This is a genomic window from Gracilimonas halophila (assembly GCF_042684365.1).
GTDB lineage: Bacteria > Bacteroidota > Rhodothermia > Balneolales > Balneolaceae > Gracilimonas > Gracilimonas halophila.
The window spans coordinates 97,591-112,883 of record NZ_JBHULI010000001.1 but is presented as its reverse complement, the minus strand read 5'-3'; the positions used below and the strand labels follow the sequence as shown (position 1 = coordinate 112,883).

At 40.5% G+C, this 15,293-nt stretch carries 11 protein-coding genes and 1 tRNA gene; 5 read left to right on the top strand and 7 right to left on the bottom strand.

Going from position 1 to position 15,293, the window contains the following annotated elements; all coding sequences use genetic code 11:
* Positions 1–14 precede the first annotated feature (14 nt).
* Positions 15–509 carry an SPOR domain-containing protein gene (locus ACFSVN_RS00515; protein ID WP_390296982.1) on the bottom strand — a complete coding sequence of 165 codons (495 nt, stop codon included), beginning with the start codon at positions 507–509 and terminating at the stop codon, positions 15–17.
* Positions 510–682: 173 nt separating this feature from the next.
* Between ACFSVN_RS00515 and ACFSVN_RS00510 the strand changes: the two genes are divergently transcribed.
* From ACFSVN_RS00510 to ACFSVN_RS00500, 3 genes are read left to right on the top strand one after another with little or no spacing between them, the layout of a single operon-like run.
* Positions 683–1,729 (top strand): ABC transporter ATP-binding protein, encoded by a 1,047-nt coding sequence (locus ACFSVN_RS00510; protein WP_390296979.1) that lies wholly within the window; start codon positions 683–685, stop codon positions 1,727–1,729.
* A gap of 30 nt (positions 1,730–1,759) precedes the next feature.
* On the top strand, positions 1,760–2,041 hold the full coding sequence (locus tag ACFSVN_RS00505; RefSeq protein ID WP_390296976.1) for a hypothetical protein: 282 nt from the start codon (positions 1,760–1,762) through the stop codon (positions 2,039–2,041).
* Between the two features lie 44 nt (positions 2,042–2,085).
* A complete protein-coding gene (locus ACFSVN_RS00500; RefSeq protein WP_390296973.1) occupies positions 2,086–2,742 on the top strand; it encodes an HAD family hydrolase in 657 nt (218 codons plus the stop codon).
* A gap of 4 nt (positions 2,743–2,746) precedes the next feature.
* Here ACFSVN_RS00500 and ACFSVN_RS00495 read toward each other — a convergent pair whose 3' ends face one another.
* The 5 genes from ACFSVN_RS00495 to ACFSVN_RS00475 all read right to left on the bottom strand — a co-directional run bounded on the left by ACFSVN_RS00495 (position 2,747) and on the right by ACFSVN_RS00475 (position 8,087).
* Positions 2,747–3,829, bottom strand: a complete 1,083-nt coding sequence (locus ACFSVN_RS00495) for a phosphotransferase enzyme family protein (RefSeq protein ID WP_390296970.1) — start codon at positions 3,827–3,829, stop codon at positions 2,747–2,749.
* Entirely contained in the window at positions 3,798–4,688 is an 891-nt protein-coding gene (locus tag ACFSVN_RS00490; RefSeq protein WP_390296967.1) for a nucleotidyltransferase family protein, read from the bottom strand. Before ACFSVN_RS00490 ends, ACFSVN_RS00495 begins: the two co-directional genes overlap by 32 nt.
* A 42-nt stretch (positions 4,689–4,730) precedes the next feature.
* Positions 4,731–6,089, bottom strand: a complete 1,359-nt coding sequence (locus ACFSVN_RS00485) for a Gfo/Idh/MocA family protein (RefSeq protein WP_390296964.1) — start codon at positions 6,087–6,089, stop codon at positions 4,731–4,733.
* Positions 6,089–7,885, bottom strand: a complete 1,797-nt coding sequence (locus ACFSVN_RS00480; RefSeq protein WP_390296961.1) for a sodium:solute symporter family protein — start codon at positions 7,883–7,885, stop codon at positions 6,089–6,091. The genes ACFSVN_RS00485 and ACFSVN_RS00480 overlap by 1 nt, the downstream gene beginning before the upstream one ends.
* Before the next feature lie 129 nt (positions 7,886–8,014).
* Positions 8,015–8,087, bottom strand: a tRNA-Arg gene (locus tag ACFSVN_RS00475).
* Between the two features lie 112 nt (positions 8,088–8,199).
* On the opposite strand from ACFSVN_RS00475, the gene ACFSVN_RS00470 reads away from it, so the two are divergent.
* Entirely contained in the window at positions 8,200–9,633 is a 1,434-nt protein-coding gene (locus ACFSVN_RS00470) for a hypothetical protein (RefSeq protein ID WP_390296958.1), read from the top strand.
* A gap of 1,261 nt (positions 9,634–10,894) precedes the next feature.
* On the opposite strand, the gene ACFSVN_RS00465 is transcribed toward ACFSVN_RS00470, so the two are convergent.
* Positions 10,895–12,349 carry a hypothetical protein gene (locus ACFSVN_RS00465; RefSeq protein ID WP_390296955.1) on the bottom strand — a complete coding sequence of 485 codons (1,455 nt, stop codon included), beginning with the start codon at positions 12,347–12,349 and terminating at the stop codon, positions 10,895–10,897.
* 401 nt (positions 12,350–12,750) lie between these two features.
* On the opposite strand from ACFSVN_RS00465, the gene ACFSVN_RS00460 reads away from it, so the two are divergent.
* Positions 12,751–15,210 (top strand): DUF5686 and carboxypeptidase-like regulatory domain-containing protein, encoded by a 2,460-nt coding sequence (locus ACFSVN_RS00460; protein WP_390296952.1) that lies wholly within the window; start codon positions 12,751–12,753, stop codon positions 15,208–15,210.
* The last annotated feature ends 83 nt before the right edge of the window (positions 15,211–15,293 follow it).

Here is a 15,293-nt window from a genome sequence, read left to right as displayed (position 1 = left end):
TTCTAACCCGCTATTTATGAATCGTTTCCTGATCGCTGAACTTTAGAGACCCAATAACCAGTATTTAGTTCATTGCCCAAATCAGCTCCAAATTCTTCAGCCTCTGCTTTAGATGCAAAGAACCCCACGCGCAACCGAAACCAAATATCCCCGGTTTCTTCCTCACCGACCTTTACTACATAAACATGAGGATAATCACGGTCACTGAGTCTGTTCTTATATTCATTAGCTTCACCTTCAGAACGGAAAGCCCCAACTTGAACGGCATATTCACCATCCTCAGCAAATTGAGTTGAATCTTCTTCTTCCATTTGCTCTTGTTGAGCCACACGCGCAAGACTATCCTCACGTGCTTGCATTAGTTCAGCGATGCGCTGTTGTTCAACTTGTCTAAGAGAATCCAGTCGAGCTTGTTCAGCAGCTCTTCGTTCTTCTTCGCTCGGTCCGCAGCCTTGTATCATTATCAGTGTAAAGGCTAACAGGAGGGTGTAGATGCTTATATTTTTCATGACTATTAGTTTGTTGATATTTGTGAATAAGTTGTAATCCCGAAACAAATTAAACTTACATTATCCCGCCCTGTTTCACAAATATTCACGTATCAAAACTTTCAGAAGTACCGGAATAGTCCTTATCTTATATAGACTGAATCTAAATCAAGATTTTTTGGTTCAGTAATCATATGGAAAAACCTCTCTTACACATAACCGGATTAACCAAATCTTTCGACGAAACAGGCCCAGTTGTTAACAACGTGAGCTTTGATGTCGGAAAGAATGAGATATTTGCACTTTTGGGCCCTTCAGGTTGTGGAAAAACGACTACACTTCGGCTTATAGCCGGTTTTGAGCAGTGCGAAGCCGGAGAAGTTTTTATTGAAGAGGAGCTTGTAGAAAGCACAAATAAGCGGTTATCACCGCAGAAAAGAGAGATCGGTTTTGTATTTCAGGACTATGCATTGTTCCCTCACATGAATGCTTTGGAAAATGTAGCATTTGGTCTGCACGAAATTGAGCGAAAAAAACGCCCGGTTCTTGCTGAAGAAGTACTGTGCAGAACCGGAATGGAAAAATATAAGCATCGAATGCCTGATGAGCTTTCCGGTGGACAGCAACAGCGAGTGGCCTTGGCGCGAGCTATTGCTCCAAAACCAAGGCTCGTTTTAATGGATGAGCCTTTTTCAGGCTTAGATGCGATGCTGCGAGATACCACAAGGAAAGAAGTTCGTGGGATCCTGAAAAAATCAGGAATGAGTGCGATTCTGGTTACGCACGATCAGGAAGAAGCCCTCTCTTTTGCCGATCGTATAGCGGTGATGAACAATGGTCAGATCGAACAAATAGGAACACCCGAGGAAGTTTATTATCATCCCAAAACACAATTTGTAGCTCAATTTCTGGGAAGAACGAATTTATTCCGTGCACACGCAGACGGCTCCAACAATGTGGAAACGAGATTGGGTCCGGTAAAGATCAACAAAGAAGCGGAAGGGCTGATCTTGTGTTCTATTCGCCCAGAGCATTTAACGATCGAGCGTTGCAAAGCAAATGGAACAGAGAGTGGAATTATCGTAGGACGGGAATTTCGAGGCCATGATATCACCTATCATGTATTGTTTAAGGGTGATAAGTACATTGTGCATACTGATAACCGTCTTTTATTTGATGTAGACGAGCATGTAATTGTGAAACCTCTGGAGCCTGCCGTAGTATTAGAACAAAAGGCGTGACCTATATTTGTTAATTAATTAAGGAGTATTATGTCATTTTTTGGATTTTTAGTGTTATTACTCATAGCTGCTATCTGCGGTGGAATTGGCCAGAGTATCAGTGGTTATAGTTTTGGCGGATGTCTCATCTCGGCCGGGGTTGGTTTTATAGGCGCCATTTTAGGAAAATGGATCGCAGGTGAACTTGGGCTGCCGGAATTATGGACCATTCAAATTGACGGGAGTCCCTTTCCCATAATATGGTCGATCATTGGTGCGGCACTTTTTACAGCTGTTTTGGGAACATTATTTCGTGGTAAAAAATCAATTTGACTGATCTCAGTAAACTATGCATTTCAAAAGCTGTCCTTTAAAGAATGAACAACATTGAAGCAGTAATTTTTGATATGGACGGTGTGATCGTGCATAGCAATCCTACTCACAAAGAAGCAATTCAGGAGTTCTGTGTTAAATACGATCTGGAGGTCACAGAAGAAGAGTTTAGGCAAAAGGTTTACGGCCGAACCAATCAGGATTGGCTCCCCGCTGTTTTCGGAGATCTGCCTGATGAAGAAATTCAGAGTTATGCTGACGAGAAAGAGGCCATATTCAGAGCTGCATTTGATCCAAGAGAACATAAGGTATCCGGAATTATAGAATTCCTTGATCTGCTCCGGAAAAATGATATCAAATGCGTTGTGGCAACTTCAGCTCCGGCTGAAAATGCGGAGTATATCTTAAGTGAGCTCTCCTTGAACTCTTACTTTTTGTCGGTGTTAAATTCCTCGCACGTCACGAAGAGTAAACCTCATCCTGAACCATATCTGAAAGCGGCTAAATCGGTTGCAGCAAATCCTGAGAATTGCATCGTGTTCGAAGATTCTATATCAGGAGTGGAATCAGGATTAGCGGCAGGATCTAAAGTAGTGGGAGTGGCAACAACCCATACCCACGAGGAGCTAAGTAATTGTTCTTTAGTTATCGATGATTTTAAAAGCCTGGAACTCCGGGAACTTCAAAAGATCCTTACTTGAAAGCCTATGTCAAGTCACTGTTTAGGGGGAATTGTTCCAGAAATTGTCTTGTGACTTCAATCTGACATTTGGCCCTCACCAGATTGTGTTCGGGATGATCACATGAATAATAAATATTACCCTGAAGGTAGTCGGTGAGAAACCGAATACCCATGATCAATGCCATATAAGGTGCGGAAAAGGGTATAAATTTAATTTCTTCTTCTGTCAACCAGCCTGATTCATTTTCAATATATCCTTCCAGGAATGCATAATGAAAGTCTTCTCTGAGTTCGATCTTTCCAAGGTTCGGCTCATCTTCAGGAGTAGAGGGGGTAAGCGTTCTGAGGCAGTCGCCGACATCAAAGTGGATGATTCCGGGCATAACGGTATCCAGATCAACAACACAACGGGCTTTATTAGTTTGGTCAAAAAGAAGGTTGTTGAATTTAGAATCATTGTGAGTGATCCTAATAGGAATCTCCCCGCTATCCATGGCATATTCCAGGGGGAGCAGAAGTTGAGTGAATCCCGCTATTTGTTCGGGAAGAGGATCAATTTCAGAAAGTTTTACAGGTGTATTTTTCAGGGCAAGTTTAAATTGTTGGTATCGTTTCTGCAGAGAATGAAAATCAGGTAGGGTTACAGAAAGTTGTTCGGGGTCTGTTTGTGAAAGAGTCTTAGCAAATTGGGCGAAAGCTTTTCCGGCTTCAACTACCATTTCTTTATTCTCAGGAGCATCATAGCCCACCAGGTGTTCCTTAAAATGATAGATCCTCCATGCCTTAAATTCATGCTCATAAAACAATTGCCCGTCATTGGTTTTTAATAGCTCAAGGCTTTCATAAGGTGAACTCTGAAAAGCATCTTTAAGAATGGTTGTTACATGGGCAATGTTTCCCATCAGGGCTTCAACATCCCTGAAAACGGAGGTGTTGATCTTCTGAAGGAGATAGGATTTACCCTGTCTTTCAATGACCTTATAAGAAGTATGGATCAATCCTGTTTTAACTGGAATAACCCGCACCTGTTCTCCCGAAATGGGAAAGCGTGCAAGGATCTCTTTTATGACTTGATCAGAGTCCATCAGGATAAACTCCTGATTCATGAAGTTCTGTAAGCTGCCGGTTTACCCATTCTTTATCCTCACTATAGGTAACGCCAAACCACTGACTGTTGGTAGGAATTACCGAAACGTTTACTCCCTCATTTAAAAGCCGGGTTAGCACATTGGCGAGATAAAATTCCGCGGTGCTTCCCGGATTGAGGTTTTTATAAAAACGATCGAATCCTTCGCGAATAGCATCAAAGACAGAAGGTGTAAATCCCATTAAATTCATGGAGATCAGATCTTCCGACCGAAGTTCTCTTTCTTTTTTATCTGTTTCAGAAATGATCTTACCAAGTCTCTCTTCAATGGATTTCAGTTCTTCAATATTAATCAGGTTCCCGCTCTCATCAACATGACAAAGACCTCTTGAAACCGAACCGTTTGGACTCAGGGTATTCCCCAATTCATAGCCGATAATGAATGCACCGTTTTTATCAGAAGACATTTTCTTAAGCTGATCACAGGTTTTCTGAATGGCTTCCCTCCCATAAAAATCATCGGCATTGGCGATGGCAAAAGGTTCGTTGATCTCATTTTCAGCCATCCATACGGCGTGTGCGGTACCCCAGGGTTTGGTTCTGCCTTCCAAAGGCTGGTATTGTTCGGGAAGGGAATCCAGTTCCTGATAAACTACTCTTAGATCGATCCTATCTTTCCATTTATTGAAAACTGTCTCATTGAATGCAGGCTCAATTTCTTTTCGGATCACCACAACGATCTTTTCGAAACCTGCTTCAATGGCATCCAAAATGGTGTAATCAATAATAAGATGGTCATAGGGACCAAAGGTTGAAAACTGCTTGGTGCCGCCGTATCGGCTTCCCATCCCGGCTGCGAGTAATACAAGTGAAGGCATTTTATGCGGTTTGAAAATTGAAATTCCAACTAAGAGCGGAAGTTACCAATCACCCAAAGCAAATACAGGTTCGCGATGGATCCAGTTTCCATCTGTGAAATCGGGAATTTCCTGAGGAGTTCCTCCTTCCCTGATCGATACTTCAGATAACGGGGTGATCACCCGCATCACAGCAGCGTCATAAACATCAATGACGGCCGGGGCACTAGCTTTTACACTTTCAACAAAAGCGCGGTCGAGAAAATAATCCATGCCTCCATGTCCTCCATCGATGGCGATCTCACCATATTTTCTCCAAAGCTCGTGATCGTACTTTTCAAACCATTCTTTCCATTCATCCCATTGGTGATTTTCTGAAACACCTTCCACATGAACTCTTCGGGTGTGATAGTCGAATTGGGCCAGTCCTTTAACACCTTGAACTCTGAATCCAAGCGAATAGGGCCGTGGAAGGTTGGTATCGTGCGTTAGAATGATGGTCTCGCCATTAGCCGTGGAGATATGTGAAGTGACGATATCTCCCAGCTTCCAGTCAATGTTTTCATACGGGTGATCTTCACCGCCATCGGGGTGATCGAGTACAAATTGGTTTAGCCCTTTAGCCTTGGTGGCAAAAGATGAAATAGAGGTAAGCCGATTACCTCTGTTTACATCCAGCATGGCATTAAGCGGTCCGAGACCGTGTGTTGGATAGAGTTCCCCGTTTCGGCGAATGGAGTGTTCAGTTCTCCAACGGGCTTCCCCGTAGCTGTCCTTCCCAAATTTAAGTCCGCCTTGCCCGTCATTGAATTTCACCTGTCGAAGATCATGCTGATAACCGCCTCTTAGATGCAGAAGTTCTCCAAATACATTATCCCTTACCATATTCAATACAGCCAATACATCCCGACGGTAATTCACATTTTCGAGGAAAAACAAATGCGTTCCTGTTTGTTGATGTGTACGAACCAACTCCCAGCATTCATCCACTGAAAAAGCTCCAGAAACTTCAACCCCGGTATAAACTCCATTGCGCATTGCAGCGAGACTCATCGGTGTGTGCCATTTCCAGTTGGTGGCAATTATTACACCATCCAGATCTTCTTTTTCGAGCATTTCTAAGTATGCATGATCATTTCCGGTGTAAACTTTGGGCAGGTCCTTGCCTTTATTTCTGAAGATGTCCTTGGTTTTGGTGATGGCCTCTGGGTCGATATCGCAAATAGCGGGGCAATGCACGCCTTCATAACTAAGGATATTATTCACGTGATTCCGTCCTCGTAGTCCCGTTCCAATAAATCCAATACGGACATCATTCATCGTACCAAGTGAACTGGCTCTTACAAAAGATGGCAGAGTGAATGTTCCTGCTGCAAGAACTGATGCCGATTGAAGAAATTTACGTCGTGTAAAATCACCCATTAGAATTCAGTTTTAGTTAAATATTGTTGAATGATATAAGCCGATACAATGAAGACCAGCGTTAAAATTCCTGCGGTAATATAGTTTCCATATAGAAAATTTCCAGTCCCTATTAGTGCTGAATAGGTTCCAATGCATCCTACAAAGACCATCAAAATGCCTTGTGGAACTCCCCAATCCTTGGTTTCGGCGATCTCATCACCCCGCTTTTTAGATTCCCGGATCAGTTTTTTCCAGCCGGGTCCGCCGGGGTGAGTGAGTTCATAGAATTTGCGAAGTGTCTCATAGGATTCCGGCCGGGTAGTAAAGGCGGTAACGATCCAGACCACCGAGGTGATGAAAACGGCCAGTAATAACTTCACCGTGAACCCATCCAGATAAGTAGTGGCTAAGGCGTCATCACTCACAAAAAGGACCAACACAAAAGCGGTGATCGTACCACTGATCATAGCTGTCACTTCCGTTAGGGCATTAATGCGCCACCAGAACCAACGGAGCAGATAAATGGCTCCGGTTCCTGCGCCTGACAATAGTAAGATGTTGAAGGCCTGCGTGGCATCTCTCAACAAAAACAAAGCAAAGGCTCCTGAGATAACCATAAGTAAGAGTGTTGAAATTCGCCCCATTCTAACCAATTCCTTTTCGGTGGCATCAGGCTTCACAAAACGGTTGTAAAAATCGTGAACCAGGTACGAAGAGCCCCAATTCAAATGGGTACTGATAGTGGACATAAATGCCGCGATGAGTGAGGCTGTTACCAATCCCAGCCAGCCCGGTGAGAGTAAGGTCAGCATGACCGGGTAAGCGATGTCATCTCCCAGATATTGATCTTTGATATCCGGAAAAACTTCATGAATGGAAGCCAGATCCGGGAAAAGTACCAGGGATGCCAGTGCTACAATGATCCAGGGCCAGGGGCGCAAGGCATAATGTGCAACATTAAAGAGAAGGGTTGCTCCTACCGCATGATTTTCATCTTTTGCAGCGAGCATACGCTGTGCGATATAACCGCCACCTCCGGGCTCAGAACCGGGATACCACACCGACCACCATTGCACAGCAATGGGAATAATGAACATGGAGATGACTAGTGAGGGATTATTCATACTTGGAAATATATCCAGTTTGCCCTCCAGGTTGGGGTGATCAAACAATGCAGCCAGTGAACCGATCTCGGGCTGTTCAATAGCTACGTAGGCAGCATAAAAAGCCCCAACCATGGCGATCCCAAATTGAAAGAAATCCGTCCATATCACCCCTTTGATCCCGCCCAGGGCTGAGTAGGCGACTACTATGGCCGATCCTCCAACTACAATGATCCACGGAGAAAGCCCGAACATAACGGAGCCGATCTTAATGGCAGCCAGCGTCACGGTTCCCATGATCAGGCAGTTGAATAAAACACCGAGGTAGATCGCGCGGAAGCCCCTCAAAAAGGAGGCCGCTTTTCCGCTGTACCGGATCTCATAGAATTCAAGATCTGTAAGCACATTGGATCGCCTCCATAAACGGGCATAGATAAATACGGTTACCATACCCGTGATCAAAAAAGACCACCACACCCAGTTTCGGGCTACGCCGCCTTCACGCACCAGTCCTGTCACGAGATTGGGCGTATCGGCGGAGAAGGTGGTGGCCACCATTGAGACTCCCAAAAGCCACCAGGGCATGCTTCTTCCCCCAAGAAAAAACTGTTCCTGATTTTTGCCGGCTGTTTTGGATGACCACAATCCAATGACAAGTACAACAGCAAAAAAGACAGCAAGGATGGTCCAGTCTAAGGAATGAAGGAGCATGTTTGATTCAATGATAAATTTCGGTTTAGATCATCTTTAACAGATCAATCAAATATTGCCCCTATAAAAAGGTATTCTGAGGAAAAATACCAATGAATGTTTTAAGAGCTTTTATTTGAAGAGCAAATGTGACCCCGCCGGGAATCGAACCCAGATCTAGGACTTAGGAGGTCCCTATTCTATCCAATTGAACTACAGGGTCATTTGTAAGTTTAATAAAAACAATATCTATTAAGCTTACTTATAAAATTCATAATCGTTTCATAATCATATTACGGATTTTTGTTATACTATATCAACGAAAATCTGAGAATATGAAAAAGAAAGACTTTGGTTATTCTAAGGACATTGTAAAGTACCTTCAAAGTGATGGTACAATTCCGAATGGTTCCTTCACTATTCAAAAAAACAAACAGGGTGGAAAAGTATATCACTACTGGTACTATAACAAATCAAAGGGTACAAACAGACTGATTCATTTGTGTTCTGTAAATGATAAAGGTGATGAGGAAAATTCTTTTCAGAATAGTGTTAAAATCTTAAAGGATAAACTCAAAGGAATCTCAAAAACAAAAAGGAACCAGACTTTTCTCAATGTTATTGACGATTATATTGAAAGATTAGAAAAGGAAGGTGAAGAGAATGTACGGGGTACAGAACGGACTAAAAAAACAACTCAGGATATCATTTCACATGTAAGAAAACTCCGAGACTATGTGATTGAAACCCCCATTTCATTAAGAGGAGTTCAAAGGGAAAGTTTTAGAAATTATTTTGAGGACTTTGTTAGTTATCTCATCTATGATTACGAAAAAAGTAATGGTGAAAAGGAGTTATCTGATAATTCTATAAGGGTTATCCTTATACATATTCAACAGTTTTTGGATGAATTAGTTGAACCAAGTAGAGGGAATAGAGTGATAAAATATCATCCTATTACACCAAAATTTAGAAAAAACCTATTTTCTGTTAGACGAAAAGAGAAGTCAATTCCTGATTTCTATACTGTTGAGAATTACATAGAGTGGGTAGAAAAACTATCTGAAAGAGTTCGTAAGGTTTGGTTGGAATTTATCAAGAACCCTAAAGTTAGACCTGAAAAATACACCTCAGTTTATTTTACATCACTTCTTCAAATACTTTATGGGTTTAGAATAGGTGAATTAGTTTATTGTTATTCAAATAAAAAGAGTATGGAGAGGATTCATGGGAAAAAGAAAAGTGGGTATTCATATATTTCACCAAATAAACACATATACACCTTTGTTATTTATTGGAAGAGAAAGTTTGGGAGAGTAGGTGTGGATTATAGTGTGTTTTCCTGGACTAAATCAGACCAACTAAAACAGGAAAAAATATTCCTAAAAGAACACCATAAAAAACCTACCTATAAAACAAATATTATAGAAGTAATAATGTACTTGTATTCTGATGAAGACAGATTATTTCCATTTGACATGGGAACTTTAAGAAAGAATTTTGACAATTATGTGTTGGATGAACTTGAGTTGAAACATACAGGTGTAGAAAGAACACATGACCTGAGAGATATGATGATAAACTTTAATCTATACACTAAGGGTGTTTCAACATTTGATTTATCACAGGTAACCAGGAATTCAGTTCAAACCATGGAAAATTATTATATCCATACAAGTAATGAGATAAGTATTTCAAACAGTGAAAAACTTTCAATTAAGAACCGAATAAGTGAAGTGTATAATCTTAAAATGGAAAAGGATAACTAATCTCTACTGTGTCAAATAAATTATGGTCTTTTGAAGTATCCATATATTGACAGATTATGTACTAAGTCCATTTGATAATACTCTGAAATACATATTCAAACCCTTACCTGTTTGTTGATAGATAAACACTTTTTTATGGAATATTCTAACAGGGTAATCAAAAATTAGTTTCTTGTAACTGAGAACTTTTGTTTCCCCAAACACTTGGTCTGACCCGTTTATATATCGAGGTCAATTTTTTTGGTCTATAGAAGTTATAGAGTAGTTATTCTCACTCTGAAAAATATATATAGATATACGGTTCAGTAGGTAAGTTGGTATCTGTTGAAAAAACGAAAAAGATGGAAACAAGTCCCCCAGAAGAAAGTCAGAAAAAGAAAAAACGAGTTCTAAAGTTTATTCAATCTCACTTGATGTAGGTCATTACATCTCTTTACCTGTTCCAACATTCCCACCTCAGTTTTTCGAAGGATATGAAGTTTAGTATCACCTGATACACCTATAAGTATGAGGTCGGATGAGAAAACGAATAAAAAAATTGAAAAAAGTTTGAAATAGTTACTACCTGACCATCTTACGAGAGAGTTTTTGGAGGGTATCCAACTCTCGTTCCGTCTTTTGAAGTGACCTGAACACCTTCTTGAAAAACCCATTAATCTTCCTGACAACTTTACTTAGAAATGAGGATTCTCCGAGTCGTTTAACTCCAACCGAACTGAGTACCCGTGAAGTTGATATGGTGGATTTTAGGGGGTTTTTAAGGAGTTTTCGTGTTTGCGAATTCACCTTGGCCAATGACCCCTTAAATGATTTTTTGTACTTGTACCACTAAAAGAGTGTCCTTTTTGAACATACCCTCAAACTGTCGGTTTCCCCAAAACCTGCTCCTAATTAATAGTGTCAGTAGTGTCCTCAGGAGTAGACTCGGTTTCAAAAGATAGATTTACAAGAGATACAAAAATTATGAGAGGTAGAAGGGTATAACGTATGATAAATACATAAATAAGGTTTGTACAGGAAGTGGAAATACTTGTACCCCAAAAAACCTTCTCCCAAATCAATGGGAGGAGGTTATTGGGTTAGGTTATGTTTGAAAGATAAACACCCAATATTTGAAGTTAATCATTTAAAGGTCTTAGGGTATAAAACTTGTACCCCTAAAAACCAATATCAATAACGGGGTATTTATATCAATAAAAGTTATTAGATACTTGTTTATTAGTTGACAAGTAATTTCTAAAGGGGGTCAGGTAATACCTGTCTATTGTTCTATGAGGTCAGTATTTATATGAACATCCTTAAACCTCTTATCAATGGGATTCGGTTCAAGAGTTATGAGGGTACCAGAAATACTGTTGATGTGTTTAAAAACTTTATTTTTTATTTTCGAACGATATGAGGGGGAATGGTCAGGGAGGAAAAGTTTATCATCAAATTCAGACATTGAAATAACGGTACTCCCTTTGATATACATAGAATAAATTACTTCCCAGGTTCTTCTCACATAGTCATCTGTGATAGGTATCAACTCACCATTTTGGAAAACATGAATTTTGTCGTCCTCATAATTGAGATAAAGAGGTGATTCACTTTCTGTAGTTTCAAGGGTACTCTTTTGGATATATCTGATATAAATAAAAACTAGGAGTACACTAAAAGTTAGAACTGTGAGAATCCACCACAGGTATTTGGATAATATAAATCCAAATCTACTGTAGGTCGGAATTTCAGAGAGTGTGAACTCTGAATTAGGTATTCTTTTAATGGTAAGATTGGTTGTACTGTTTTCCCTATCAGAACCAACGAATATCCATTGGTCACTTTTATCTGAGTAATAAAAAACAAACCGAGTTATGTTAGTAAGAGTAGGGTTCTCTAACTGATAGAATCTACTTGTATTAGTATTGAGAAAGTACTTTCCATCTATATGGGTGATATTAGTTGAGTCATTTCTCGTATAACTGGTTCTCACTAACAGATAATACCCAAGGTTAATCTTATGTTCTGTTGGAATTATCCATTTTTCACTGACCCATTTTTTCTTTTGGAGATTGTATGTACCCAAACTATAAGAATCTTCATCTATCCACTGACTGTTTGATTTCGTCATATAGAGTAATTCTCTGTTGTCTCTATCGTACCAAAGTGAATTTTGGGTCATATGTGGAACCACTTTTAAGTCATCCCCGTAGGACTCCAATAACCATTCGTTTTTGGAAGTGTATTTCAAGAGGAAATTCTTAACCTCCCAAAAACCATACCCTCCCTGTACGAATATGTTGTTATTTTCATCTATGACCCCTCCGTGATTGTACATGTATTTATGAACACTCGTGTTGGATATGTGTTGAAGAGACTTGGTCTTAATAGCATATTTGTACACTTCCCCTAAACCAATTTCCCAAAAGAAAAGAGTAGACCCGTCACGGGAGGTTTCCATGTAATGATATTCATCTGAAAGTGGAAATTGAAGAGTATTGATAACGGAGAAAGACCCATTTGGTTCAATCTGAGTAAGTTCTCCTGACTGATTGTTTAACAGGTATATAAACTCAGATTCAGGGTTGAATGAAATGGATAGGTTTGAAAGAAAAGAAGGTTCCTTCTGAGGAAACTCGACAAGAATATTGTCCTTGATAACTTTCTCATCGTCAGATATCGGTTGAGGGGTTGGTGAAAAGGTGGAAAATAGTACTATTAACAAAATTCCAATCATTATAAATCGTGTGTTGTCTTAATGATATCTTAGGTACAGTGATAATAACTAAGTAAAGTCTTATTTACTTAATTTATCCATTCTTTTCCACCAGGGGTTTTTCTTGAACTCATTGTGAAAATCTGAAATTCTAAGTGGAGGTTATAAGAACAGAATTTATAATCATGACCCTTATTAATTGTAAATCAGACACGATTTATAATCGGATTCATAATCATTGATAAAGCATGTTAAGTAATTGATATTATAGAACTTATGCTTATTACAATTCTCTCCAATTGAACTACAGGGTCAGTAGTCAAGACAATCTTTGTGGAAAAGATACGTAGCTTAATGTAACTAATCAGCTTCTTGTTAGTAGAAGTTTATTGATTTTATTCCACAAACAGATTTTCAGGGCGATGCAAAAAACAGCTATAGTATTTACTTTTCTCCTTCTCTTAACGGCATTTACAGAAGCGGCCGCGCAAACCACAGTCACCGGCAGAATTGCAGATGCCGAAACCGGAGAGCCTCTTCCGGCAGCTCACGTGATCATCAAAGATACCTACAAAGGAACGATCTCGAACCAGGATGGTGAGTTCAGCATCATTGTCGGCGAATTACCGGTGACATTAGTGGTACGTTTCATCGGCTTTGAGAGTCAGGAAAAAGTTGTTACTGAAGAGACCGATTTCGTGGATTTCTTACTGAAGCCGTCGGTGGCGGAAATGGGTGAGATCGTGGTGACCGGTGAAGATCCTGCCATAGCTATTATGAGAGAAGTGATCCGCCGAAAACAGATCTGGCGGGAAGGTCTTAAGACGTATAAAGCCGAGGCGTATACCCGCCAGCAGCTAAAGAATGATACGACCATCATTTCTATTTCTGAAAGTGTGTCCATCGCCTACTGGGATAGGGAGAGAGGTCACCGGGAAGTACTGAAGTCAAAGCGACAAACGGCCAATATTGATGAGGCAAGTAATTTTGCCGGGGTAAGCTATTTACCGAATTTCTATGATGACAACCTTGATATCGCGGGTTTTGATATGGTTGGGGTAACTCATCCGAATGCGTTGAGCTATTATGATTTTTACCTTGAAGATATACAGTCGCTGGATGGACAGGTAGTATATGAATTGTCAGTAACATCAAAGCGAAAACTACAGCCCCTTTTTGAGGGGACGATCTTTGTGCTGGGTGAAGAATATGCGTTGCTAGAAGTAGACCTGAAGCCTAATTCGGTAATCAGTTTTCCTCCCCCGGTACAAGACTTTAACCTTACTTATTCCCAGCAATTCAATAATTTTGGGGGCGATTACTGGCTTCCGGTAGATGTCCGGATCGAGGGATTGGTTGAGGTTGGTATCGTAGGGCTTAGATTCCCTCCCATAGGCTTTAAGCAAGTCGCTAAGCTGAACGACTATGAAGTGAATACAGATCTTCCTGATTCGCTGTTCAGATCAACGCAAATGTTGATGGTAGATTCCACAACGATCAATAGCGGTGATTCTCTTTTTGTCAGTGAAGTTGATGTGATTCCCTTGGATCTTCAGGAGAAACGTGCTTACGAGACGGTGGACAGTACAGCGACGCTGGAAAAAGCATTCAAACCTACCGGTTTCTTTACCCGGTTTATTGATTGGGAAGATGAGGATGATCCCGGTTATTCTATAGAAAGTAATGGAGGCAGCAGCAGAGGCAGTAATAACTCTTCAAATACACAAAATAGTCAGGGGCCTTCAATATGGTCTAAAGTAACGCGAAACATAAGTCCTTTGGCTCGTTTCAATAGGGTAGATGCCTTTTATGGTGGAGTTAAACATGAACGACGATATATAGATAACAGGCTTTCATCGGAGGTTTTTGGTGGATACAGTACCGGTTATGAGGCGTTCTCTTATGGAGCTAAAATAGGATGGTGGCCACTGAAAAAGACCCGCCGATTTGGACTTTCTGCCGGTTATAGTGCTACTACGGAAACCCGCTATAATTCCGATATGTATAATTCTTTCATAACCAGTATGCCGAACTTATTGGGCTATTCTGATTACTTTGATTACTACCGAAATGAAGGAATTGAGTTTACGGCAGCTTACCGACCGGAGAAGAGGTTTCGTGGCACATTTCGTTTGAATTATGCGTATGAAAATCATTCTGCCATAAATTATAAAACCAGTTATGACATCATTGGCAGAGATCTGATTCAGCGCCCAAACAGTTATATAGATGAAGGTACTCTGAGTGCTTTTAAGGTATCCTATAGCATAGGAGAAGACAAGAAAGCTTTTGGTGCTATTGGCGCCAATGACTTCTCTGTAAGTGTTGAGCAGTCCGCAAAACTCATTGGAAGCAGCTGGGATTATACCCGGTTTAAACTGGATATATATCGCCGGTACGAGACTTTTTATCAGCGGCGGTTTTTCCCAAACACATTGGATATGAGATTAAATGCCGGAACCTATCTTGGCGATCTTCCTATTCAAAAAAATGAAGCATTGGATGTTGCTTTGGGAGTAGTTACACCTTTTGGAGCTTTCAGAGCCAAGCGTTTTATTCCTTATGAAGGAGCAAGTTATGTATCATTAAATGCAGAGCATAACTTTAAAAGTGTGCCTTTGGAGATGCTGGGCTGGAGAAATGCTACACAAACCGGACTTAGCATTATCGCATTTGGTGGGGTAGGAAGAACATGGATCAAAGAACAACAGGTAGACGAGTTTAATAACCGTTATGGGTTCTCACCTGTATCAACAGATGACTGGCATATGGAGGCAGGACTTTCATTAAGTAATATCTTTAATCTCTTCAGAGCCGATGTCGCTTACCGAATAGATGATCCGGGGTTCTATGTTGGGGTGAGTGTAGCCCGGTTCTTTTAAAGTCGTTCCTAAAGGCAAAATTAAGTACATAAAAAAAGCCCGCTACCATAGGCAGCGGGCTTTTTAAATTATTTACTCTAACT